General features: G+C 61.3%; 23 protein-coding genes. 21 read left to right on the top strand and 2 right to left on the bottom strand.

The features are described 5' to 3' along the window. Nucleotides 1-291 precede the first annotated feature (291 nt). From AC57B6_RS29070 to AC57B6_RS29020, 11 genes are all read left to right on the top strand, one after another. The gene (locus AC57B6_RS29070) at nt 292-675 is read left to right on the top strand and encodes a mating pair formation protein (RefSeq protein ID WP_496422660.1); all 384 of its coding nucleotides are present in this window, start codon (nt 292-294) and stop codon (nt 673-675) included. A 9-nt stretch (nt 676-684) separates the two neighbouring features. Next, the gene (locus AC57B6_RS29065; protein ID WP_091810183.1) at nt 685-969 is read left to right on the top strand and encodes a VirB3 family type IV secretion system protein; all 285 of its coding nucleotides are present in this window, start codon (nt 685-687) and stop codon (nt 967-969) included. After that, a complete protein-coding gene (locus AC57B6_RS29060) occupies nt 956-3475 on the top strand; it encodes a VirB4 family type IV secretion/conjugal transfer ATPase (RefSeq protein ID WP_496422659.1) in 2520 nt (839 codons plus the stop codon). The genes AC57B6_RS29065 and AC57B6_RS29060 overlap by 14 nt, the downstream gene beginning before the upstream one ends. A gap of 256 nt (nt 3476-3731) precedes the next feature. Continuing rightward, entirely contained in the window at nt 3732-3968 is a 237-nt protein-coding gene (locus AC57B6_RS29055; RefSeq protein ID WP_496422658.1) for a DUF3717 domain-containing protein, read from the top strand. Beyond that, complete coding sequence (locus AC57B6_RS29050) at nt 3965-4615, top strand: TrbJ/VirB5 family protein (RefSeq protein WP_496422657.1); 651 nt, start codon at nt 3965-3967, stop codon at nt 4613-4615. The genes AC57B6_RS29055 and AC57B6_RS29050 overlap by 4 nt, the downstream gene beginning before the upstream one ends. A 188-nt stretch (nt 4616-4803) precedes the next feature. Further along, nucleotides 4804-5112, top strand: a complete 309-nt coding sequence (locus AC57B6_RS29045) for an EexN family lipoprotein (protein ID WP_007182890.1) — start codon at nt 4804-4806, stop codon at nt 5110-5112. Between the two features lie 118 nt (nt 5113-5230). Next, entirely contained in the window at nt 5231-6205 is a 975-nt protein-coding gene (locus tag AC57B6_RS29040; protein WP_496422656.1) for a TrbL/VirB6 family protein, read from the top strand. After that, a complete protein-coding gene (locus AC57B6_RS29035) occupies nt 6199-6906 on the top strand; it encodes a VirB8 family type IV secretion system protein (RefSeq protein WP_496422655.1) in 708 nt (235 codons plus the stop codon). The genes AC57B6_RS29040 and AC57B6_RS29035 overlap by 7 nt, the downstream gene beginning before the upstream one ends. A gap of 1 nt (nt 6907) precedes the next feature. After that, nucleotides 6908-7318: a TrbG/VirB9 family P-type conjugative transfer protein gene (locus AC57B6_RS29030; protein ID WP_496422654.1), complete on the top strand. Its 411-nt coding sequence runs from the start codon at nt 6908-6910 to the stop codon at nt 7316-7318. 17 nt (nt 7319-7335) lie between these two features. Then, nucleotides 7336-8112, top strand: a complete 777-nt coding sequence (locus tag AC57B6_RS29025; protein ID WP_496422653.1) for a TrbG/VirB9 family P-type conjugative transfer protein — start codon at nt 7336-7338, stop codon at nt 8110-8112. Then, the gene (locus tag AC57B6_RS29020; protein WP_496422652.1) at nt 8109-9362 is read left to right on the top strand and encodes a TraB/TrbI/VirB10 family type IV secretion system protein; all 1254 of its coding nucleotides are present in this window, start codon (nt 8109-8111) and stop codon (nt 9360-9362) included. Before AC57B6_RS29025 ends, AC57B6_RS29020 begins: the two co-directional genes overlap by 4 nt. 14 nt (nt 9363-9376) lie before the next feature. On the opposite strand, the gene AC57B6_RS29015 is transcribed toward AC57B6_RS29020, so the two are convergent. Further along, nucleotides 9377-9625 (bottom strand): hypothetical protein, encoded by a 249-nt coding sequence (locus tag AC57B6_RS29015; protein WP_496422651.1) that lies wholly within the window; start codon nt 9623-9625, stop codon nt 9377-9379. On the opposite strand from AC57B6_RS29015, the gene virB11 reads away from it, so the two are divergent. The 10 genes from virB11 to AC57B6_RS28965 all read left to right on the top strand — a co-directional run bounded on the left by virB11 (nt 9624) and on the right by AC57B6_RS28965 (nt 19451). Further along, nucleotides 9624-10634 carry a P-type DNA transfer ATPase VirB11 gene (virB11, locus tag AC57B6_RS29010; RefSeq protein ID WP_266261681.1) on the top strand — a complete coding sequence of 337 codons (1011 nt, stop codon included), beginning with the start codon at nt 9624-9626 and terminating at the stop codon, nt 10632-10634. The genes AC57B6_RS29015 and virB11 overlap by 2 nt on opposite strands. A gap of 31 nt (nt 10635-10665) precedes the next feature. Next, entirely contained in the window at nt 10666-11391 is a 726-nt protein-coding gene (locus AC57B6_RS29005; protein WP_496422677.1) for a lytic transglycosylase domain-containing protein, read from the top strand. Continuing rightward, nucleotides 11381-11728 (top strand): hypothetical protein, encoded by a 348-nt coding sequence (locus AC57B6_RS29000; RefSeq protein ID WP_496422650.1) that lies wholly within the window; start codon nt 11381-11383, stop codon nt 11726-11728. The genes AC57B6_RS29005 and AC57B6_RS29000 overlap by 11 nt, the downstream gene beginning before the upstream one ends. Beyond that, on the top strand, nt 11719-12372 hold the full coding sequence (locus AC57B6_RS28995; protein ID WP_496422649.1) for a hypothetical protein: 654 nt from the start codon (nt 11719-11721) through the stop codon (nt 12370-12372). Before AC57B6_RS29000 ends, AC57B6_RS28995 begins: the two co-directional genes overlap by 10 nt. Before the next feature lie 222 nt (nt 12373-12594). Beyond that, the gene (locus tag AC57B6_RS28990; protein ID WP_496422648.1) at nt 12595-13194 is read left to right on the top strand and encodes a phospholipase D family nuclease; all 600 of its coding nucleotides are present in this window, start codon (nt 12595-12597) and stop codon (nt 13192-13194) included. Nucleotides 13195-13205: 11 nt separating this feature from the next. Then, entirely contained in the window at nt 13206-14678 is a 1473-nt protein-coding gene (locus AC57B6_RS28985; protein WP_496422647.1) for a hypothetical protein, read from the top strand. 2 nt (nt 14679-14680) lie between these two features. Next, the gene (locus tag AC57B6_RS28980) at nt 14681-16336 is read left to right on the top strand and encodes a type IV secretion system DNA-binding domain-containing protein (protein WP_496422646.1); all 1656 of its coding nucleotides are present in this window, start codon (nt 14681-14683) and stop codon (nt 16334-16336) included. Beyond that, nucleotides 16333-16863 carry a PH domain-containing protein gene (locus tag AC57B6_RS28975; RefSeq protein WP_496422645.1) on the top strand — a complete coding sequence of 177 codons (531 nt, stop codon included), beginning with the start codon at nt 16333-16335 and terminating at the stop codon, nt 16861-16863. Before AC57B6_RS28980 ends, AC57B6_RS28975 begins: the two co-directional genes overlap by 4 nt. Before the next feature lie 15 nt (nt 16864-16878). Further along, complete coding sequence (locus AC57B6_RS28970; RefSeq protein ID WP_496422644.1) at nt 16879-18189, top strand: DUF1173 domain-containing protein; 1311 nt, start codon at nt 16879-16881, stop codon at nt 18187-18189. 524 nt (nt 18190-18713) lie between these two features. Beyond that, nucleotides 18714-19451 (top strand): hypothetical protein, encoded by a 738-nt coding sequence (locus AC57B6_RS28965; protein WP_496422643.1) that lies wholly within the window; start codon nt 18714-18716, stop codon nt 19449-19451. A 758-nt stretch (nt 19452-20209) separates the two neighbouring features. Here the strand turns inward: AC57B6_RS28965 and AC57B6_RS28960 are convergent. Then, a complete protein-coding gene (locus tag AC57B6_RS28960; protein ID WP_496422642.1) occupies nt 20210-23038 on the bottom strand; it encodes an AAA family ATPase in 2829 nt (942 codons plus the stop codon). Nucleotides 23039-23241 lie beyond the last annotated feature (203 nt).

The raw sequence follows: 23241 nt of genomic DNA, 5'->3' as shown, positions 1-23241 counted from the left end.
TCATCGAGCGGGCAAAGCAGGAGGCGCGGTCGAAAAATGCGCAGCTGGTTGTTGAGCTTCGTACTCGTCGGGCCGAACTGGAAGATGAGGCGGTCTGCAAGGGATGCGCATCGGATGCGCCGGCGTCGCCAACGTCGCGACAGGAGGAGGTGTCAGAAGGAGATTAATTTGGCTCGCATCGCGATCCGGCCAGGTTGTTGATGGCACCCGGAGAGCGATAAGAGCGGTTGATGTCGGTGCTACCAACACTGACACCAACCTAACCATTTCGCAACCCTGTGAGGACTAACTATGGCTACCGCCATTATAGGCGCGGTCACGCTCGCCCCTGCAATTCAGCACTTCTTGTTTAGCAAGTCACCCTCGCGGATGCGCTCGCAAACAAAGTCGGTGGCCACGCTGGCCCTGTTGTTCGTTGCTGCGGTGTTCCCCGAATACGCCTATGCGATGGATTACAGCACAGGCACTGGCCTGGTTCGCGATTTCGTTAGCTGGCTGTTCGTCGGCGCGGGTCCCTATGTCTTCATGGCGATTCTCGGCATCTGTGTGCTCGGGGTGCCGAAGGGTTGGATTCCGATGAAGGGTGCCGTGATCGCAGTTATCTGCTCATTTGTGTTCTTTGCGGTCCCTTCCATCGTCCGCTATGCGGCGTCGGTCGCTTCCTCGCAGATCTGAGGTGAGGTCATGCGTGAAGTACACGAAATCCCGAAAGGTATGGTGCAACCCTGGATGATATGGGGCTGCCTGGCTGAGCTGTTCCTCGGTTCGTTCGTATTGCCCGCGGTTGTCTTCATGTTCCTCAAATGGTGGCCGGTGATGCTCGCCGTGCCCTTCCTGGTCATCGGCGCCTATCTGATCACCGCGAAAGACATGTTCGCGTTCTCGGTCGCGTATCAGAGTTTTGGCGCGACGGCGAAGCCACGCAGCCTCAAATACTGGGGCGGAGCGAAGACCTATGCCCCTCGGTGACTTTCTTGATCATCATTTCGGCGCGTCGCCATTCGTTCAGCGGAGCGAGGCAGACAAAGATGATGCGGCCGATCTGCACGCATCGCGCGAACTTCCGTTCGGCCTGAACGCGTACTACAACGGTCATACGTTGCGCACGCTCGACAGCGGACTGGTGCAGATTGTGCGTCTCCAGGGGCTCTACGCTGAAATGCTGGATGACACCGGCGTCGATGCGTACAAGCATCAGCGGAACACCGCGCTGGAGTCGATCGCTGACAGCAACGTGGGCATCTACGTGTACGAGATCCGGCGCAAGGCCAACCGGTGGCCCGCCGGCAAGTATTCGAACTGGTTTCCGAATCTCCTCAATGAAAAGCTGAAGGCGCGTTTCCGGACGCGGTCGCTGTATCAGCACGAAATCTATATTGCCATCGTGCGCTACCGGCACTACAGCGGGGTAGTGGGCCGGCTCGATCGCGTATTCAATGCGTTCAATCCCTCCGGCGCCAACGACAAGCTTGAAACGGAGTCGAGGCAGGTGCGTGACCTTGAAGAGAAGGTCAACTCGCTGATGAAATCGTTGACGCACTACGCGCCTCGCCGGCTTGGTCGCGTTGAAACGGAAATCGGACCATGTTGTGAGATGGCGCGTTTCCTGCGCTATCTGCTCACCCAGGAAGACGGCCCGGTGCTGGCTGACTCATACAACCTGGCCCAGGCGATCGCGAGCTCGTATCTGCATTTCGGCCGCAACCCGATCCTGGGGAAAGATGTTTTTGAGGTCAACGGGCTCAACCATCGCCGCATCGGACAGGTGCTCGCCATGTCGCGCTGGCCCGATGGCGCTGTCGCGGGGATGGCAGACCGGTTCCAGCGGCTGCACGCCGAACTGATCGTTACGCAGAAGTTTTTCCCGATCGACAAGCTTGACGCAAGCATGGCGACGTCGACCAGCGAAGCCCGGCTGTCGCACGACCGGACGACAGCCGGCATGTCGGCGGAAATCACCGCTCTACGCATGCGGCAAGCGGCCAACAAGGCCGTGCTCGGCACGCATCACATGAGTGTCCTCGTTCACGTGCCGGTAGAAGGGCGCTCGCAGGAAGCTGCTTTGAAGGCGCTTGAGGCGCTGGACGATGCCGTGGGAAAGACGGGCGAGTGTTTCAAGAGCTGGGGCGTGAAACCTGTTGTAGAGACGACCGGAATGGAGCGCGCCGTCTGGTCTCAGATACCGGGCGCCACGAAGCGGCACAACGGCCGGGTCGGCAAGGTCGAGACGATCCAGTTTGCCGCCTTTGCATCGCTGCACAGCTTTCCACAGGGACGCTTCGACGGGAACCTTTGGGGGGAATGCCTCATCGTTTTGCCGACAGAAGGTCAGACCGGCTACTACCTCAACCTGCATGAGGAGCGTGCGGGGATGGTGCCCGCACACGGCAATTTCGGGGCGAAAACGGGGGTGGGCAAGACGTTGCTTGTTGCGATGATCACCAGCCAGGCCGATAAGTTCGAGCCCCGGGTGCACTGGTTCGACCGGGAGAACGGGAGCACCGTGTTCATGCAGGCTATGGGCGGAGCCGACATCGTACTCAGCCTGTCACGGTCCCTTGGCAATCCCTGCAAGATGCCAGACACAGAACAGAATCGCGCGATGTTACGCGAGCTGCTGCAGATGATGGCGACGTGTTACGGCTATGTGCTCACCGTCGACGACATCGAACGCATAGCAATAGCGGTCAATGACAACTTCGATAACAGCAAGACCCGGTTCGAGGACCGTCGCCTGCGCAATCTCGCGTGGCGCTTCGGAGGGAAGAATTCGGATCTGTATCGGGCGATTGCCGTGTGGCACGGCGATGGCGCGAATGCAGCGGTTTTCGATAACGAACATGACACGCTCGATGTGGCAACACACCGTCACTACCGCTATGAGATGCGGGAGCTGATGAAGGACAAGGAAGCGAAGCCGGAGCTTCCTGTCCTGCTCAACTATCTGACGCATCGTATCGAACAATCGCTCGACGGATCACCCGCAATCATCGTGTGGGATGAAGCCCAGATGCTGATCCGCAATCCGTTCTGGCAACAGAAGATCGAAACATATCGAGAGACATTCCGCCGCCGTAACTGCGCGACGCTCTTCATCACGCCGGAGCCTAGCGCGCTCTATCGACCTGTGGTGGCCGTCAAGAATCAGGCGGTGACGAGCTTCTATCTCGCCAACGACAAGGCCGATCGACGGGACTACGTCGATAACCTGGACTTTTCTCAGAGCGAGTTCGAGTTTATCGAACGTGCGGTGCCAGAGGACTACAAGGTGCTCATCAAGAAGGGCAGTGGAGTCAGTGTGCGCGCCTCGTTTGATATGTCGGACATGCCTGAGCTCGTGGCCGTGCTGTCGTCGAATGACAAGTCGGTTGAGTTGATGAATCGTGTTCGCGCCGAGTTGGACACAACGGACCCGAGCCGGTGGGTCCCGGTGTTCATGGCGCGTGCGCTATCTGAACGGACGCACAACGTTTGACTTGAGACGTGGGGTGAACCTGTGATCGGACAGATTGCAATCGGTGTACTTGGTGCTGCGAGCGTTTTCCTGTCGCAGGACCGACGCGAACACTGGCGGAGGTGGGCCTGCATCTGTGGGCTTGCAGGGCAACCTTTCTGGTTCTGGATGGCGTGGGAATCGCAGCAGTACGGCGTGCTCGCGCTTTGTTTTGTGTATGCGTGGTCGTGGGCGCGAGGCTTCAGGGTGTACTGGATGGCCAACCAAGAGCGGCGGCATGCAGTTCACGCTCGGTGAGATAGAAGGGGCGATCCGCTGGTGGCGTGTGCGCGCGTCATCGGATGCCGGGTTTGCCGGCAGCGTCGTGGGATGCGCGCTGGCGCGACTTTATGGCGAGACGATCGCTGACCATCGCGTGGTGGCGGATAACGAACTCGACGACGTGCAGCGCGATGCTTTGCGCGTCTTCGTCCGGATGTCAACCGTGCAACAGGAAGCGGAGGTGCAGAAATGAAAGGTATATCCGTAGCGGCCATCGCAATGATGGTCATGTCGACGACAGCTTTCGCAACGGGCGTCCCGGTTGGCGATGCCGGGACCTGGACAGCGCTGGCCGCGCAACTCGCTCAGCTCAAGCAGGAATACGACACGCTCAAGCAGCAATACGGCGCGGTAACCGGGTCGTACGGGCGGGGTGGGCAGGGGCTGACCGATGCAATTGACGCGTCGTCCATTGTGCCGGGCAGCTGGCAGGACGTTGTATCGCAGCAGAAGAGCGGTATCTACGGCAGCCGACAGGCGACGTACGAAAAGGTGATGAACACGATGTCACCCGATGACTTCGCGGACAAGGGTGCGGGCGCGAACTACAAGATGAGTACCGACTCGGTTCGCTCGGCACTGGCCGGCGGAGAGTCGCTGTACGACGAGGCCCAAACCCACCTGCAGAACTTCCAAAGCCTTTCGCAGCAGGTCGACACGACCCAGAACGTTAAGGACGCCGCGGATCTGCAGAACCGCATGTCGGCCGAGCTGGGGATGGCCCAGTCCGCGCAAACGAAATTGCAGGCCATCAATGCGAATCTGACCGCGAACCAGGTGAATGAAAGTAATCAGGCGACGGCGGCTCGCACGAAGTTTTTTCAGAACCTATCGAAGTGAGGGACAACATGCGACGCATCGCTTTTTACCTACTGATCGCCGGGGCCACGTGTCTCGCCGGTTGTGCGCATTCCGGCGCGATATCGAAATCGCCGTGCGCATGCGATTTTCATCTGATCGGGCAGCAGGCGTAACAGGAGCACCGTGGGCCTGCCGGCGCACGGGTGACTGAAACTGGAGACAGGCATATGACTTGGACAAGCAAACTCACTTGGTTCCTTCTTGCGGTCGCAGTCGTTGGATGCGGCGGCTTGATCGTTTACGTCGTGCATACCAGTGGCACGGGTGGCAGCACTATCGAACCCCCCGCCCAGATTGTGCCGGCGTTCGAGCCGAAGACCGAAGGTTATTACCTCGCGCATCAGGGCGAGATGAAGCAACGACTGGCTGAATGCAAGAACCACGGTATCGGGGTCGGCGCCGACACGCCGGAAGCAAGGGATTGCACGGCGGCGGCCGCAGCGCTTAACGATAGGTTCTTCGGCGCGAGTAAGTGACATGGCCGATCCGGTAGATCAATTCATCCAGACGCTGTTCGACAGCATCCCCTCGCGGACGGAAGCGTTTCTGTCGACCAACTACCCGGTGCTTGGGCACGCGGTCACGCAACCCGCGTTGTACCTCGCGATGATCTGGGTGGCGGTGAAGGTGATGCGGGTTCATTCCGGGCGCGATCCAGCGGACGTATGGCCTTTGGTGAGGATGCTGCTCACGATCATGTTCGTGTTTGCAGCATTGAACTGGGGCGGGCTGGCCGGACAAATCTTTCACTCATTCCAGGAGCTGCGTGACGACACCGTAAGTTCGCTGATGGGTGGGCAGTCGATGACGCAATATCTGGAGAACGACTACAACAAGTTTTCAGACGCATCGGGCCAGATGATGAAGCAGTCGATGCTCAATATTGGCATCGTTCTTCTCGGATTGGCTTTGCAGATCGTCAATTCAGCAATGGTCCTGATCGCACTGGTCCTGAAGGTTGGGTCCGACATGGGCTTTGCGGTCACGATGCTGCTGTTCCCATTGTTCGTGCCGACGTTGATGTGGAACAGCACGCGCGGATTCGGCATGAGCTGGTTCGCGGCAATGGCGAAGTTCGCTCTGGTCGGAATCCTGCTCGGCGTCATCGTGAAGTTCAGCTTCGATATCACCGACCAGTTTGTCTCGAAGATGGATCCCAATGCGATGACGGCCCAGGATGCCTTCGCCGCAATCATTATCGCGGGCGCGATAGCGCTTTTCATGGCCTTTACCATTCGCCCCCTGGCGTCCGCCCTGACATCGAGCGGCGCCGCCGGCAGCGGCATGGCGGACATGATCGGCGGCTTCATGATGTCCCAGATCATGTCGAAGTTTTCCGGCGGTGGGCGAGGCGGCGCCGGCGCAAATCCTGGCGCGGCGACTGCGCTGAACAGTATCAGCAACACCCAAACTGCTCACGGCAATCAGCTTGCCCGGATCGAGCGGGCTCTTTCCTCGGGCGGCGCTACGAACCCTTCAAGCATGTCGAGCCCATCGGGTGCCGGTCAGCCGGGCGGCCCAGGCGGCACAGCGCCGTCGAGCGGCACATCTGATGGAGGTCAATGGTGAACGCGATTTTCCAGAAATCTTCCAAGGTGCGTCGGGCGGCAGCGCCGGACGCACCGCTAGCCGAATCCTTTGAGGCGATTCGCTTATCCCGGAATCGCGCATATCTGCTCGCGTTGGCAGCGTGGCCGATCGCGGGTCTCGCACTGGCTTCAATGGCCTATGACAAGGCCAATCAGGAGTATGTGCCACCTGTGGTGCTGACCCTTGACAGAAACAATCACGTCGCAAAAAGCGAGATCGGCACACCTGCGGTGCTCAGCTCGAAAGATGCCGTGATCGAGAGCGAACTTGCCCGTTACGTGACGGAACGCTACACGCTCGATCGCGCGTTTCGCCAGGACCATATTGATTACGTCAGGCTGCATTCAGCATCGGACGTGGCGGACCGCTTCAATCACGAGATGGACGCGAAGAACAAGGACAACCCGTACTACGCGATCGCGGAGACGACGGTTCGCCGCGTGAAGGATCAGCGCATCCGCATTCTCGATCGTGACGACCACAAGGCGGAAGCAACTTTCACGACCTACAACGACGGGAACGGTGACACCAAGACGGTGTACTGGCATGTGCTGTTCCGCTATGACTTCGTGAAGCAGGCGCTAACGCCACAGAACCGCTACATCAACGGTACGGGTTTCATGGTAACTGGCTTCGAGCCGAACACAGAGCCGGGTGCGCCGGCTCCATCTGGAGGTTGAGATGCGAACAGCCGGGAGCGCCTTGACGGCAGTAGCGATAGCAGTTGCGTTGTCGGCCGTGGCTCACGCAGTAACAGCTGCTGATCCAGTCCTGCGGGGCACGGAAGGCAATGTGCAGCGCCTGCCGTACATGCCGGACCAGATCTACGACCTGACGGTTGCCGACAGGACCTTGCTCGCGATTGACTTTCCGCGCGACGAACACATCAAGGCCATCGCGCAGAGCACGGCACCGGTCTTTCATGTTCAACGAACGGGCGACACGCTGCAGGTGACGGCCGACAAGCCGGGCGAAAAGATGGGGCTGAATGTCACGACGACGCGCGGCACTTACCACCTGCAGATAGCGTCGATTGACGATGCACTGCAGGCCGCGCACATCGTGCATTTCGTGACGCCCTCGGCGTACTAACCAGAAGAGGGAACGACATGAAAACGATTCGCCACGGCATGCTGGCATGGTCAGTGGGTATTGCGTGCGCCTTTATGGGCGTGAATGCACAAGCCGCCAAAAATCCACGCTGCGTGATCACGGACAACCGGGTATGCCAGCTTCAGTTCGATCCGAATCAGGTCTACGAAATCACGGGCGTCTATGGTTACGCGACGACGATCGAATTCGCGCCAGGGGAAAAAATCCTCAACAGGGCGATCGGTGATTCGATCGGCTGGCAGGTCCTGAAGTTTCGCAATCATCTTGTGCTCAAGCCGGTCGAGCCTGATGCGAGAACCAATCTGACGGTCACGACCAGCAACCACGTCTATTACTTCCGCCTGTCCAGTTCGAAGAATCCGGAACGCGCGACCTATGCGGTGCGCTTCCTGTATCCGGCTGACGGAAACGATGGATGGGGCGACGATTCGGGCGGCGTCTCTGACGCATCGTATTCGCAGCCGCGCATGGTCAACAAGAATTATCAGGTGTCGGGTGACGAAAATTCGTTCGGTCTGCAGCGCGTTTTTGACGACGGGCAGTTCACTTACTTTCTGACCACGATCGGCAAGCCCAAGCCGAGCATTTATGTCGTTGACCGGGACGGCACCGAGGCGCTTGCGCCCATGCGCAGGGAAGGGCCATACCTGGTGATCGAGCAGATGGCTGACCGCTTTACGCTGCGCGATGGCGATCGCACCTTGTGTGTGAGCCGGTCGCAACAGGGTGCGGCGACACAGGCGCAGCGCTCACCCTGGGGAGGCGGAAATTGAATACGCCTGATAACCCGAATGATCTGCCTCATGACGGCGGGCAGCCAGGGGGCGAGCCGGGCGATGCAGGCGACAGCCTGAACGAGCGCCGGCGCGCAGCTGATGCGCTGCGTCAGACGTCGCTCGCGGCCGATCCGGGGCGCGGCCGGCGTCAAACCTTTTTCACGGTCGCCGGCGCGATTCTGTTCCTGCTGTGTGCCGGTGGATTCTACGCGATGAAGCATGATGCGCCGGTGCCATCGGGCAGTTCCGACAAGCCGAAGATCGACGAAGACACGGCGAAGGCGGCGCCGCTGGATGCTGGCCGGCAGAAACTTCCGGCGTCGATGGCGGCAGCTGCGTCGGCACCAGCTGCAAGCTCGGGCGTCGATCCGGACGAAGCGCGACGGGCTGCGGAGCGTCAACGTCAGGCGGCCGCAGCAGCTGAGCAGGCACGCAGAAAAGCCGAGGCAATGCACGAGGCGCGGATGAAATCAGGCATCTTTGGTTCTGACACGGGAGCGGATGGCTCAGACGATGCAGGTGCCGCTTCCGCTGATGCGCAGCAGGGTGAGGCAGGCCTGGGCCGCCGTTCTGGCGGCGACCGTCCGAATGATCCGAATTCGGCCTTTGCGCGTAGCGTTGCGAGCGCCGACGACTCCACGTCCATGGCGCAAAAGATCGACAACCTGCAATGCAAGATGGAGCCGGGGGCAATCCTCGAGGGCCACCTGGTGCCGCGCATTATCTCGGACCTGCCTGGTTCAATCACGATCATGCTGGATCGGGATGCTTATGGGGAGCAGGGCAGGATTGCGCTGCTGCCGTGGGGCACGCGCATTACAGGCAAACCGAATTCGTCTGTGCGCAAGGGGCAGGAACGAACCTTCATTGCAAGCGCCGTCGCCTTGCGTCCGGATGGCGTCAAGATCCATGTCGACTCACCGGTTGCCGATCAGCTCGGATCGGCGGGCATCGACGCCGAAGTTGATAACCACGTTGGCCAGATCCTCGGCATGAGCGCGGCGCTGTCGCTGCTCGGCGCGGGTTCGTCGACCTACGGCGTGTCGTCGTCAGACCAGAACAATTCGATGGCGATGTACCGCGCGGGGGTGCAGCAGTCGATGGCGCAGTCTTCGCAGCAGCTGCTGGGCGGCTACGTCAACATCCCGCCGACACTCAAAAACGACCAGGGCACGCGCGTGCGCATTCAGGTCGAACACGAGCTGGACTTCTCCGACTACTGCAAATCGGGCGACGGGGAGGAATGATGACAACGGATATCTCACACGTTCAATGCGAAGTCGCCGCAGGCGAACTGCGCCGCCAGCTGGACGACGCAGTTGCCGACGCGTTGCGGGCACAGATATTCAGGGACTTCGCCCGGGATGACGGACGGTATCTGATGCTCGCGCAGGCAAAGCTTAAGGCCGTTGCCCGCCAGTGTTTCGATGCGCAAGTGTGCCTCGATCGGCCGTCCGTGCAGCAGGCCGGCGCGGTGGCTCGCGCCGAACGCATCCGGGGGCGCTGACATGTCGATCGTGCCGGCATTCTTCAACCGCACCGAGTCCATCCGTCCGCTCTTTGACGACGTCGATGTCTCGGAGATCGCTGTAAATGGTCCAGGCGTTGTATGGGCCGGCCGGAAGGGTATGCGCTTCATGGAGCGGGTGGATACGCCAGTATTGACCGAAAGCACGTTACGGGACTTTGCCGAACTGGTAGCGCATCACTCCGACCAGGAGACGGATGCGAAGCGCCCGCTTCTCGCGGCCTCGATTCCCTCGGAACTGACGGGGCCGGGGAATCGCGATTTCCGTATTCAGGTTGTCCAACCCCCTGCGGTGCCGCCCGGCACGATCGCGATTGCGATCCGCAAACCGTCAACGCTTGATTTGACGATGCAGTACTACGAGGAGAGCGGTGCTTTCAGGCGAGTCAATGAACCATTGCCCGATGCGGAAGACACTGGCAGGAAGCTGGCGATGCTATACCGCGACGGCAACTGGCCAGCCTTCCTGCGGCTCGCCGTCAAGGCGAAAAAGAACATCGTTGTGAGTGCACCGACTTTTGCTGGCAAGACGGAGTTCATCAACATGCTCTTGAAAGAGATATCGCCGGCTGAGCGGATCGTGACGATTGAAGACGCGCGCGAGCTGCGCCCGCCGCAGGCCAATACGGTGAACCTGCTGTATTCGCGGGGCAATCAGGGCACGGCAAATGTGACGCCAGTTGAACTGATGGAAGCGTCGTTGCGGTTGTCGCCTGATCGCGTGATTCCGGGCGAGCTGCGTGGCGCTGAAGCATACGTCGCGCTCGAAATGCTCAATTCCGGTCACGGCGGCTGGATGACGACTCTGCACGCAACCAGCCCCGAACACATGTTCGAACGGCTTGCGCAGATGGTCATGCGCTTCGGTTCGACCTTGCAGCGTGCCGAGATTATCGACTATGCCCGCAGTCTCATCGATGTCGTGGTGCAGATGCATCGCTATGACGATGGGGTGCGGGGAATCAGCAAGGTGCTCTATGTCTCCCATTAAATCGCTCGTCGCGCCTCTGGCGCTGGGTGTGATGCTGCTGTCCGCTCAAGCGTCACAAGCGGATATGCAGGTCGCTTCCCCGCCGGTTGCAGCCTCCTTTGTCTCGCTGGCCCAGGAGTGCGCCCCTGATGTTCATCACGCGCTGTTGGGGCGCGTGGCGACAGTCGAGAGCAGCGGCAATCCGTTCGCGATCGGCGTCGTCGGCGGTCATCTTGCGCGACAGCCAAAGAACCTTCCGGAAGCGCTGGCCACCGTCAAGGCGCTCGACGCCGGCGGCTGGAATTACAGCATGGGACTGGTGCAGGTCAACGTACACAATCTGGCGCGTTACGGACAGACCACAGAGAGCATTTTCGAGCCCTGCACGAACCTAAAGACCGGTGCCGCGATTCTTAAAGCGTGCTACGCCCGCGCGAAACCGCAATTTGCGCAGGCTGATGACGCGGTACGTGCGGCGCTCTCCTGCTATTACAGCGGCGATCTGACTCGAGGCGCCGCTTATGCCCAAAAAGTTGCGGCTGCCGTCCCGGCGTCCGGTGTGCAGGGAGCGCAGCCAATCGATGTTGTTCCGGACGTTCGCCCTGCAGGTGGACCCGCGCGACGCGCGGTGGCACGGCCGGAGCGCGCCGCAAAGTCTGCGGCCAAAGACGACTGGTTCACGACCTATGGGGACGACGACGAAGACGGTCAGGCCAACGGGCAGGTGAGCGATACGCGCAAGGCAGTAAAGGCGTCTGGAGCCGTCGATGACCAGTAACCAGTTTCGCATGCTTGCTGCCGCCCTGGTGCTGGACGGCTATGCCGTCACGGCGGGCGTGGCGGCGTCGCAATGGCGGCATCACCAGCCTGGGGCCGGCGCGCAATTCGCGGCGCTCATGGTGCCTATGTCCTTTTATCTGATGGCCCGGCTGGTGCGGGAGAGCGGCGGCTGGGTCCTGCTGCCGCCCGTGCTTGCCTTGATGTGGTTGGGTGCGGTGGCTGCGTCGCCGTTCTGTTTGCTGGGTCTGGCCGTGCGCAACACGTGGAGTGCCTGGCGAACCATCAGGGTCGGGCGCAGGGCGCCTATTTTGGAAGGGGGTGGGGTATGGCGATGAAAAATGGAATCAGGCTGATGCTGGTGATGTCGGTGCTCGCTGCTGGCGGTCACGCCGGCATGGCCCGTGCCGATGACGACTACGGATGCCGCATTGTGATCTGTCTGGGCAACCCCTCATCGAATGGCGGGCCGTGGGCGCCGTCTACCTGCGGACCGGCAATGGATCATCTGATGGACGATCTCCGCCACGGCCGCGGTTGGCCGCAATGTAAGGACTCAGACATGACCGTCCGCCAGAACAACACGCCTTACGATGCGTGCCCTGCTGACACGACGGCCGCGGCGGCTGGCGCCTGGGTAGCCGAAGGACAACGCAAGGCCGGTGCCCGTCCGTACAGCGGCACGAGCGGTTTCGCACTGGTCGGAACGCCGAAGCCTTCCGTGGCGGATCTCACAAGCGGTTACGCGTATTACGGGCCGCAGGCCTGTGTAGGCAGCCAGGTCGGCGCGTATCAGGTATACGGCGATCCATCGGGCGATACGTCGGCTGTGAGCTGGCGAAACGGGCGGGACGGTGGTGAATACGACGGCGATCCAGTCACCGTCACCGTGTATGACCACATCGTCTGGCAACAGCCGCAATCGCCGAATGCGGTCGACGTGTACGAGGCCGGCCAGTTCCAGACACGAATTCATTACTAACAGGGTGGCGGGGATGACTTACGCGGCGGCGCATGGTTGGACAAAGGTTGGTCCGTATGAACTGGTTCATCCGACTGGATGGCGAATTGCCAGCTGCATTATTCAGGGTAAGCCTAGACACATTCTCTGGCACGGTGGCGAGACACAAGGAAATTTTTCTAGTGTTGACGTCGCCGTCGCGAAGCACATCGAATTATTGGGTCAGGGCCGGTGAGGGTAAAGATGCACAGACTCAATTGCCCTCTCGTATCTGCGGTCGTCACGGTGGCGCTGACGGTCACTGGCTTTCCCCTTCTGACGTACTCGAACAGTGTCCACGCTGCATGCGTAGCCCCCGACGGTCCCGCGATCGACACTGGATTTTCGCCGGAAGGTTCTGCCGAACGTCTCGTACTTAAAGCCATCTGCACGGCGCGTCATTCGATTCACCTGTCGGCGTACAGCTTCACGTCGCCAGCGATCGTCGAGGCGTTGATCGACGCGCATCGGCGCGGCGTTGACGTTGCAGTGGTTGCCGATCGGAAGAGCAACCTGGTCGAGGACCGCAGTGGTAAAGGCCGCATCGCGCTCGACCTGCTGTCGGGCGCGGGCGTCGGTGTCCGGACGATCGACGTGTATCCGATCCATCACGACAAATTCATGGTGATCGACAGTGAATCGGTCGAAACGGGCAGCTTCAATTACACGACGTCGGCGGCCAGGTACAACAGCGAAAACGCCGTTGTGATGTGGCATGTGCCGGTCGTCGCGCAGGCGTATCAGCAGCACTTTCAAAGCCGGTTTAACCAAGGGCGCCCCTGGTCCGGGCAGGCGTCGAACTGACGGAGGTTTTTATGTTTGAAGACACCGTATTGCGGTTTAGCGACAAGGAACGTCAGCAACAGCTCGCGGAGCAGGAACAGGCGCTTGCGCAGCGTCGCGCGAGCCTTGAGGCACGTCAGAAGAATCTTGCATACCGGCAGGACTGGCTTAAAAGGGAGCCGCACGCAGTTGCGCAGGCGGTCGAGCGCGGGGACCAGCAGCGCCGTGAAGACAAGCAGCTCGCGATCGATGCCAAGGCGCTCAAGACACGCTTCGGCCTGAAAGAGGGTGAACTGATCGACACGGCCGCGATGCGGGGTGCGCTCGAGCAGGCGTTAGCCGAAAAAGAAGTCGAGCAGGCACAGCGGGCCGAGCAGATTACCGATCGGGCGTCGCTTCTGTCGGGTCTGAACAAGCTGGCGTTGATCGACGCGAAGAAGACCGCCGAGATCCTGCATGCGAACAAGGATCTGAATGTGCAGCGTGAGTGGAGCCGGCAGGAAGTTGCCGACATGTTCGCGAAAGCGCAGGCGCGCGTCGACGACAAGGGCGCCACGCACACCTATCCCAAGACGCTCGATGGTTGGGCGAAATCGCTGGAATCCCGCAATCGCGAGCTGGAGCTTGCCGAGATCAAGCTCGATGCGCAGGAGCTGGCATTGCGGGCGCAGGTGCGCCGGGCGATCGAGGGGCCGGAGAAGACCTCAGCGCAGCCCGTCGCGGAGCTCGTGCAGAAGGGCGCGGAACGCTCGGTAGAGGTAGCAGCGGCCAAGGGTGCGGTAACGCCCGCGAAAGAGAGCGTCAGTATTGATACGTCTCTGGAGACATTGAAAGATCCGGCCAAATTTGCGGCGACGGTCGATACGGTCGCGAAGAGGACGGGGGTCAGTGCGGAACAGGCCAAAGCCACACTCGAAATGCTGCGTGAAACAAAAGAGGCCAACGCGGGCAGAGCGCCTGCAGCGGGGACACCTGACAAGGCCGCGATCGAAGCTGCGCGCAATGCGTTCTTCTCGCGCGGCAGTGGGAAGAGCACGGCGCCGGTCGAGAAGGTAGCAGAGAAGGCCGCGGAGAAACCGGCGGCGCAAAAGTCGAATGTCATCGAAATGGGAACCGGCAAGCGAACGCCGTCAGCTGCGCCAGTTGAGAACAGCGGCCAGACGCCGGAGGCAAAGAAGTCCGTCGACGGGGTTGCGGGTTTCAAGAAACTTGGTCGGAACAAAACGAAGGATGCCGCCGACCGGGGCGTTCCAGATGCCGGCAAGTCGGCTGATTCGGCCAAGACACAGCAGGTGGAAGGTGCCAGCGTCGTGCGCGCAGAGGCGGGACCACGTAGGAAATTTGCAGAGCTGAATGCGCATGAAAAGCTTGAGCGTCGCGCCGAGTTCTTCGGGAACCTGCGCGAGTCGGCCGGCTTTACGCGCGATGGCAAGCAGGCAGTCTCGGAGCGGGCCAAGGAGGCCGTCCGGCCGGGAAAGCAACGTGAAGGGCACGGGATCGGCTGATCATGCAAAAGCACGAAATCGTGACGATGCAGTGGACGGGCGCGGTGCTCGCGCTCGCTCTTGGCCTTTGCGTGTCCTTCACTTTGGCAGGGTATCCGCCGCTGCCGTTTCCTGCGGGGATCATTCACGGCTTCATGGCCGCCGTGCATGATCCCTTGCTTTTCTGGGGCGCGGTGCCGGGTGCGGCGCTTGCAACGGGGGCCGCATGGGCTTGCCACGAATACCTGTTCAGTGGTTTCGAGGGTTACCGGTATGCCAGGTTTATCCGTGGCACGAAGATGGAGAACCGGCACCAGCTGAGCAACCGGATCACGCGGCATAACAACCAGTACCGCAAACAGGCCGTGAAGCATGGCGATGCTCCACGCTCGCCGGTCGCGGTATGTGGCGTCGAGATGCCGACGGATCTCGAAACGCAGAACCTGATAGTCGTGGGCGCGCCAGGCTCCGGCAAGAGTCAGGCGATTAATGGATTGATCGCATCGGCACTGCGCCGCGATGACCGCATGGTGGTGGTCGATCCTAATGGGTCGCTTATGGCGCGCTTCTATTTGCCTGGCGATATCGTGATCAACCCGTACGACGCCCGGTGCGTCGGCTGGTCGCTGTTCAACGAGGTCGATCACGGCTTCGACTTCGAACGGCTCGCACATTCGGCGATTCCACCGCAGAACGGCGATCAGGCCGAAGAGTGGGCGGGCTATGCACGCGCGCTGCTCGCGGACACGATGAACAAGCTCGCCGGCGACGACATGCGCGACATGGTGACGCTCACTGATTTGCTGGTGCGCGAGCAGCGCCCAGTGTTGCAAAAGTACCTTGAGGATACGGATTCGGTGGGCTTCTTCGCGAAGGATGCGGATAGGGCGACGGCCAGCATCATCTTTACACTGAACAAGTACATCAGGCCGCTGCGTCGCATTCCTGATGGCGATTTCTCGATCCGGCGCTGGATGGGCGACGAAAACGCAGGGAACATCTGGATTACGTGGCGCGAAGATCAACGCACGGCTCTGGGCCCGACGATCCCCGTCTGGCTCGACCTGATCTACGCGATGATTCTGAGTGAGGCGCCGACGTTCGACCGGCGGCTGTGGGTGTTCAAGAACGAACTGGCATCCCTTGGCCGCCTCTACAGTTTCGAGGCTGCGGTATCGAAGGGCCGCAAGCATGGCCTGTGTGTCGTGGGGGACCTGCAGGATCTGGTTCAGTTGCATCAGCAACTGGGAGATCTACCTGCGAAAGCGACGCTCTCGTGTTTTCGCAGTCTGCTTGCGTTGGGAGGGGCCAACGCACTGACAACCAAAAACGTTGCGGAGATGATCGGCTGGCACGAAGTAGAGCGCCACCCGATCGGCGTGCAGGGCCAGTGGCGTATCAACACACGCGAGCGCAAGCGCGATCCGGAGCTCGTCGTCACGTCGTCGCAACTCTCGAATCTGCCCGACCTGAACGGTTATCTGAAATACGGCAAGGACTGGCCGCTCGCGAAAATCAGGTTCGGTGCGCGTGACTATCCGGTGCGCGTGCCTGCATACATCGAAGCGCCGCCGCTAGAGACGCAGCTGTCGATCGCGATCCCCGCGCCGGTCAATCCAGCGCCTGCGCCGGAGGGTGGCGGAACAGCCGCAATCATTATCGGCGCCATTAGATCATGACCGGGCGCACGACCAATCTCATACCGACATCTGCCCAGCCCACCGAGATTTTTCACGGCACGCCGTCGCAGGTTATCAACGTGCCGGACCTGTTTGGCACCAGCGTCGCGATCGGCGGGCTGGCCGTCGTCTTTTCATGGGCAGCCTCGAGATGGACCGTGTCTCCCGTCGTAGTTGTTGCGCCTGTGTTGGTCTGCCTGGCGCGGCTCGCGCTTGTATTCGTCGAAACGGCGCTCACGGAAATTGTGATCGACATGGAGCGGATTACTTGCCGACAGGGAATTCTGAGCCGGAAGGTTTCGAGCCTCGAGCTGTTCCGCATTCAGGATGTGATCTCGCTTCATCCGTGGTGGCAGCGCGTGTTTAACGTGGGGACGGTCGTCATCCTGACGAGCGATTCGAACAACCCGCGCTGGTGTCTGCCGGGCATGGTCAACGCGGAACAGGTGCGTAACGCGCTCAACCGCGCTGCGATCGCGCTGCGCGACTACAAGGGTATTCGGGAAGTGAATATGGGGCGGGTCTGACACGTGGAGAGCATCATGCATGAGTATCGATTTGACGATGTAATCGTCGCGGCTAATGCCGATGACCTGCAGACGTACTTGGCCGATGCGCACGGCGAGAAGATTCGCCCGCTGTGCATGTGTACGCCGGTTGGTGTCCCGATGTACGTTGCGAAGGTAGGCGAGCACTACGCGATCAAGCGCATGCCGAACACCGGTAGCGCGCACTCGCCGGATCCAGGCCGTTGTTCGTCCTACGAGCCGCCGGCGGAGCTGTCAGGCCTCGGCGAGGTCAAAGGTGAGGCTATTCAGGAGAACATCGAGGATGGCATCACGACACTCAGGCTCGATTTCAGCCTCTCGAAGACGGGTGGACGTACAGCGCCTGCACCGTCGGGCGGGGCGGCCGACACGGTGAGAACGGATGGCGCGAAGCTGACGTTGCGCGGCACGCTGCATTACCTGTGGGAAGAGGCAGCACTGAACCGCTGGTATCCGGCGATGGCCGGCAAGCGCAGCTGGTACGTGGTGCGTAAATTCCTCCTGCAGGCCGCGGCCGGCAAGGTGTCGAAAGGCGAGCCGCTTGGCAGATCGTTGTACGTGCCCGAGTCGTTTTCGACGGAACACGCAGGGGGCATCACGCAACGGCGCATCGCGCACATGGCCGAGCTGGCCACCAGCAAAAAGACGCGCAAGCTCATGATTGCGATCGGCGAGGTAAAGGAAATCACCGAGTCGCGCTACGGCTTCAAGATCGTCGCAAAGCACCTGCCGGATTTTCCGCTGATGCTTAGTGAAGATCTGCACCGCCGCCTGCAGAAGCGCTTTGTGAACGAGCTGGCGCTGTGGGACAGCATTGAAGACTCGCACCTCGTCTTCATCGCGACGTTCGGCCTGTCTTCTACCGGTATCGCGACAATCGAAACGCTGGCCGTCATGGTGGTGTCGGGCAACTGGATCCCGTTCGAGCATGCATACGACAAGCTGATGCTCGATGCGCTCACAGCACAGAAGCGCCGCTTCGTGAAGGGGCTGCGCTACAACCTGGCGGAGAACAAGCCGCTCGCGTGCGTGGTGCTGGCTGACGTGTCGCCGAAGCCTGTTGCGTTGTATGTGCAGCCGCCGGGTGTTGAGCAGGAAGACGAGGATGCGCTGTCGAGCATGATCGAGGAAAGCGACATGCCGTCGTGGATCTGGCGTGCGGGTGAGGAGATGCCAGAGCTGCCAGCGCCGACGTTGGCCCGTGCGGCAAAACCATCGACGCGCGCCGGCAATACGTTGGACGAAGTCAATGCAGCTGCGGCGGATGCATCCGGATCATCAGCGGCACAGGAGTCTGCATGGTGAGGCGAGGGTTACTGAGTCGGCTCACCGTTTTTGTTGCAACCAAAAGTCATGAGCCGCTTCGGTCGGAAGATTTCTATTTCTGTTCAGCAGGACTGCGTAGCACACGACAAAACCGAACCTACAAAAGAAAAACCCCCGCCTGGCAGCGAGGGTAGTTCTTGACGACAGCCAGCACAGGGAGAAGTGCTAGAGACATCGAATTCAGCGCGTTTCGATTCTAGCAACTCCTCACTCTGTGTCAAGCGTCGCCCGTGGGCGTCCGATCGTAAAAAATGAGTGACTGCATGAATCGACGACTAGCCAACTGGGCTGGACGGCCCATCCCCGTTCCATTCGCAATATCTGCGCCGCCCTGCCTGACAGGGCGATGCAGGCGAAAGCCGTTTCTACCCTCGGTGATCCTGATGCCACGTTAAACCCGGACCAGTTCCGGCATGTCTGGCCGATCGCACGCGCGTCGCGTTGCGGCACTCCCGCCAGGGTTGCCGAACCCGCCCCGAACCGGAGCGGGCGGACACCCGCGCGTGCTGACCGAACTGATGCACCGCCTCGGGCGCTATCTCGATGCGCCCGACGAGTGGTTGCCGAGCCTGAACCGCGCGAACGGTTCGACGCGTCAGCAACGCACCGAACGCAGCGTCGCGTGCATGCAGTTGCTGCGCGCAAGCCTCAAATACCTCGATCTGTTGACCTTGCGCGTGGGTATTCCGTCGACGGACGGTAGCATGCAGAACCTCACGCTGCCGTTCCTGGCCGAGCAGGCTGGACTTGATCAGCGGCGCGCGGAGCGTGCAATGCACGACCTGCAGAAGGCCGGGCTGACCTCGGTGCGGCCGCGCTGTGAGCGCATCAATGATGGTAACTACAGAGGACTGGCTGCGATCAAGTATTTGCCGCCGGCGCTATTCGGCGCGTTTGGCCTCGCGAAATGGCTGCGGCACGAGCGTAGCAAGGCGGCACTGCGTCAGCAGATGCGGGCGGCCGCCGACGTCAAACAGCGCCGGCGCGATGCACGTGACGAGCGCGAGCGCGCCCGTGGCCAGCTCTGGCTAGCAGGCTTGAAAAACGGCGCGGCGGAACGCGCCGACCGCTCACGGGCCGCGCCATCCGGGGCGTCCCGCGGCATGGCCGTCGATGCTGAAGCCGAGTTCGAGCGGCAGATCCAGATCCGCGCCGGCCAGATCAAACAGGCCGATCCTTCCTTGGACCACGAAACCTGTTTCAGGCTCGCGCGACAGCAGCTCGCGCCTCCGCGCCGCTAGCCCTCTCGCACGACCAGCCTAACGCGCCGCGCGAGGCACCGGCTCGTCCGGATTTCGCTGGTCAGCGGCCGCCGTGCGTCCCCTAGACTATTTCCGGCGGATTCGCGTACGCACCGCACCGCCTGAAAGGCAATTTCGCAACCCACCCGCAGAGTTATCCACAGTTGATGCAATGCCCAATCAAATAAGTGTCGGGAAAGCCGCGATTTAACTGTCGGTTCTTAATCACGGTCTCTTTTCACTACCGGCCGGTGAAAAAGCGCCTACCCTCCGGACCTACGGTCCTCCGCCCCGACGCTCCACGTCGGCCTGCGCGTGCTACGCACGCTTCTATCCAGTCCTCAGAGAGGACGGACGGAACCAAAACCGTTTATCAGGACTTCTGCGGGGCAGGCACTAAGGGCTACGCCGACCTACGGCCGCCGAATCCCTAAGTGCGCGATAAAAGATTTACGGGCGTGCCTGCGGCACACCCGTAAATCAACGCGCTCGCGTGCTCGCCTGGTTGCCCTGCAAACGTTATTGCTCACCAGGGCCCAAGAAAGTCTGCAGAACAGGAAATAATCCACCATCGCCGAAATATCCAGCGGTATTGGATATTTTTACGCCGAAGACGGCAATAAAAAAGCCCGCACCTGATTAAGTGCGGGCTATAAAACAACGCCATTCCGAGGCGGCGAAGGGGCAACGCCCAAACATAGGGCTGTGTTCAGATCAATTGGTTCATTCAACGTTGGCCGATTATCCCGATAACCAGATTAATCACCGATTTCTGGCCCGCCACGTCCGCGCGATGCCGTGCGCTCTCGCGGTGGCTTATCTCGCTCGACCGCCTGGCCAGCCGCTTCGCGCAGTTGAGCCTTGAACTCGTTGCGTCGGTCCTGACGTTCTTCTGGCGTCAGGTCGGCGAAACGCCGGGACGCGGTGGCTGGCGTCGGCGGTTGCGGGTGTCCGGCAGCTGCCGTGTCGATGCCGGCGCGTTGCGCCCGGGCCTGCGCTACTTCGTTGACAAGCGCTGCCGCCCGCTCGGCGCCGCTGAGTTCAACGAGCGCGCGCCAGGCGCGGTCATCCCGCTCGACTACGTGGCGGATCTCGCTGCGCATTCCCGGATCGAGCCGGTTCAGTCCAACACTCGCCCGCTTCAGCGCCGCGCGGTCCTTTGCGGGCACCGGCTTGCCTGCCCGGTTTGCGGCCGCCGCAGCGGAGAGGGCATCGGCATACTGCTCGACTGTACGATCGAGGGTCTTTTCGGCCCGTTGCGGCCGGGGTGCATTCGAGAATTCGACACGGCGCCGGTTCAGCGTGTGCCGGTAGCCCAGTTCCGGCCGGCGATCACGCTCCGGCTGCAGCTCATGTTGCGCGCTGAACGATTTTTCGTCGGCACGCGACAGGCTGCGCATCAGCGCTGCGCCGTCCGCGAACTCATCCCGGCCGGCCGCCACAATCAGATTTTCCTTGTGCCGGGTCATCGCGACGTAGGCCAGCTCGGCATGCATGCTCTTCGTCGCCAGCACATACGCGCGATCGACTGTCACACCCTGGCTCTTGTGGACTGTGAGCGCGTAACCGTGATCGAAGTGGCCATATCGCGCCGTGTCGACCGCGAGTCGCCGGCCGTCATCGAGGCGCACATGCAGCACGGCGCCGCCCGCTTTCCTGTCAGCCGGTGCATCGATCCGTTCGACGGTGGCCAGTGTTCCGTTCTTCACCTGCATCACGTACTCGTTCTGCAGGAACATGATGCGCTCGCCGGCGGCGATCGCGATCTGCCGGTCTTCGGCTCGCACGGTCTGTTCGGCACCCAGCTCGCCGGCGGCCCGCCGCAATTCGCGCACGCGCGCATTCAGCGCGCAACGCTCTTCGTTGGTGTGAGTCAGCAGCAGCTGGGTCTTGCCGGGACTGGCCCGGCGATCATCCTGCCACTGCGCAATCAGCTGTTCGCGCGCGTCGGCGACGGTCGAATACAGTTGTACGCCACCGCGCTCTGCATACGCGGACACGGCCGTTGGCACATCGTGCCGGGCCAGCGCCGACGTTGCTTCGCGCTGCCAGGGCTCGTCCTGCCGCTTGATCTCGGTCAGGCTTTCGAGGCGGTTTGCGGCGGCCGCCTCGCGCGACACGGCGCGGAAAGCATCGCCGGCGTCGACCGCATGCAGCTGCCACGCGTCGCCCACCAGGCGTACGCGCGCACCGGCCACCTGCGCGTGACCAAGCAGTTTTTCCATCTGCCGGGAGCCGACCATCCCGGCCTCGTCGATCACCAGAACCGTTTTTGCATCGAGCGTCACTGTGCCGCGCTCGATGCCCGAAAGCAGACTGTGCAGCGTCCGGCTCGCGATGCCCGCGTCGCGTTGCATGTCGTCGGCCGTCTTGCCCTGTAGCGCTGCGCCGATCACGCGCAGTCCGTCCGCCTCGAGCGCTTCGCGTGCGGCCGCGAGCACATAGCTTTTGCCGGTACCCGCTGCGCCATTCACGACCACCAGCTGGCCGCCACCCGCGAGCGCGACAAAAGCCGCATCCTGCCCCGCATTGAACTTTCGGGTCGCACGGAGCATTTCACGCACGGCGGCATCGCCAGCTGCTTCAGCTTCGGCGCGACTCATTGCGCGAGCACGATCGACCAGGCGCACTTCGATCGCACGCAGATCCGCCGACGTGAACCATTCGCCGTTGCGACCGGAATCCTTCAGCGCGAGCAGCTCCTTCGAATTCATCAGCCGGGCGTACACCTGCCGGAACTGCTCCGCACCATCGGTGTTGCGAAAGACGAACTGTTCGACGTCGCGCCGCGAGAAGATTGACTGATTGATGGTCAGCGCGGCGACGCCGATCGCCGGATTGATGAGCAGCCGCTGGCCATTGCGGTACGCGCGCTGTCGATTCTCTTCGAGCAATCCGGCCATCACACCACGCTCGCCCGCGTAGCGCGCGACGCCTACTTTCACGGACGGCTCCAGGTCGATACCCAGCGTCCGGTAGCTGCGATGGTCGATGCGGGCCTCGATGCCCGCCCGTGCCATAAAGTGATTGGCCGTGACGGCCCATTCTTCCCGCACGTCGCGAACAAACTGCCGGCTGCTCAGATAGCGGTCTTTTCCGGCACCGCCTTTTTCCGGTTCCTGCGCATTCCAGCGCCTGAAATATTGCCCTGGATCGCGGGCGATGCCATCGTTCACCCGTTCCGTGAACATGATGTGCGCGTGCGGCTGTTCCAGTCCGTCGCTTGCCGCCGGATTGTGGATCGCCCACGTGTACGCATGCCGCTCGCCGAGTGTGTGTTCAACGAACTCGCGCACGAGCGCGACGCGCTGTTCATCGTCCAGTTCGCGCGGAATCGAAACCTCAATTTCCGTGTACGGCCGCCCGTTTGCCCGCTCGTAGGTGTCCGCGGCCTGCCAGAAAATGCTCGCGTCGTGCGCGGCCCATGCTGGCATGTTGCCGCTCTCGGTCATCTTCAGGTCGCCGCGTTCCTCGTACCGGCCGCCGCGGGAAATGTAGGCGTAGTGATCCTCCCGCGCAATGTACTTTGCGTGTTCCCCTGCGGCGGCTTTCCCACCTGCTTTCACGCTCAAATGGTACGTTGGCATTGGCGGCCCGGCTTTCGTCTTATCATAAGCTGTTTCTATGCTAGCATAGAAACGCGGAAGCGCGCTTTGACTCGCTTTGCTCGCCAGATACTGCCGGGTCGCGCCTCCCTACTAGCTTGCTTTTGTGATTTTCATAATCCGGAATAGCCTGCAGGAAGGGGCCGAATGATCGGTCTGTGCTGTCGCTCGATGCAACGTGAATT

The sequence above is a fragment of the Paraburkholderia sp. BGA-UO-ETr-F12 genome (genome assembly GCF_059567945.1).
This window is presented reverse-complemented; position numbering and strand designations above follow the sequence as displayed.

Coding starts and splice junctions, on each gene's coding strand:
- AC57B6_RS29025 (WP_496422653.1), top strand. CDS start 7,336: ATGAAAACGATTCGCCACGGCATGCTGGCATGGTCAGTGGGTATTGCG.
- AC57B6_RS28970 (WP_496422644.1), top strand. CDS start 16,879: ATGCATGAGTATCGATTTGACGATGTAATCGTCGCGGCTAATGCCGAT.
- AC57B6_RS28980 (WP_496422646.1), top strand. CDS start 14,681: ATGCAAAAGCACGAAATCGTGACGATGCAGTGGACGGGCGCGGTGCTC.
- AC57B6_RS29035 (WP_496422655.1), top strand. CDS start 6,199: ATGGTGAACGCGATTTTCCAGAAATCTTCCAAGGTGCGTCGGGCGGCA.
- AC57B6_RS29065 (WP_091810183.1), top strand. CDS start 685: ATGCGTGAAGTACACGAAATCCCGAAAGGTATGGTGCAACCCTGGATG.
- AC57B6_RS29030 (WP_496422654.1), top strand. CDS start 6,908: ATGCGAACAGCCGGGAGCGCCTTGACGGCAGTAGCGATAGCAGTTGCG.
- AC57B6_RS28995 (WP_496422649.1), top strand. CDS start 11,719: ATGGCGATGAAAAATGGAATCAGGCTGATGCTGGTGATGTCGGTGCTC.
- AC57B6_RS29015 (WP_496422651.1), bottom strand. CDS start 9,625: ATGTCAGCGCCCCCGGATGCGTTCGGCGCGAGCCACCGCGCCGGCCTG.
- AC57B6_RS29005 (WP_496422677.1), top strand. CDS start 10,666: ATGCTGCTGTCCGCTCAAGCGTCACAAGCGGATATGCAGGTCGCTTCC.
- AC57B6_RS29045 (WP_007182890.1), top strand. CDS start 4,804: ATGACTTGGACAAGCAAACTCACTTGGTTCCTTCTTGCGGTCGCAGTC.
- AC57B6_RS29055 (WP_496422658.1), top strand. CDS start 3,732: ATGCAGTTCACGCTCGGTGAGATAGAAGGGGCGATCCGCTGGTGGCGT.
- AC57B6_RS29050 (WP_496422657.1), top strand. CDS start 3,965: ATGAAAGGTATATCCGTAGCGGCCATCGCAATGATGGTCATGTCGACG.
- AC57B6_RS28975 (WP_496422645.1), top strand. CDS start 16,333: ATGACCGGGCGCACGACCAATCTCATACCGACATCTGCCCAGCCCACC.
- AC57B6_RS28960 (WP_496422642.1), bottom strand. CDS start 23,038: ATGCCAACGTACCATTTGAGCGTGAAAGCAGGTGGGAAAGCCGCCGCA.
- AC57B6_RS29060 (WP_496422659.1), top strand. CDS start 956: ATGCCCCTCGGTGACTTTCTTGATCATCATTTCGGCGCGTCGCCATTC.
- AC57B6_RS28985 (WP_496422647.1), top strand. CDS start 13,206: ATGTTTGAAGACACCGTATTGCGGTTTAGCGACAAGGAACGTCAGCAA.
- AC57B6_RS29070 (WP_496422660.1), top strand. CDS start 292: ATGGCTACCGCCATTATAGGCGCGGTCACGCTCGCCCCTGCAATTCAG.
- AC57B6_RS29000 (WP_496422650.1), top strand. CDS start 11,381: ATGACCAGTAACCAGTTTCGCATGCTTGCTGCCGCCCTGGTGCTGGAC.
- virB11 (WP_266261681.1), top strand. CDS start 9,624: ATGTCGATCGTGCCGGCATTCTTCAACCGCACCGAGTCCATCCGTCCG.
- AC57B6_RS28990 (WP_496422648.1), top strand. CDS start 12,595: ATGCACAGACTCAATTGCCCTCTCGTATCTGCGGTCGTCACGGTGGCG.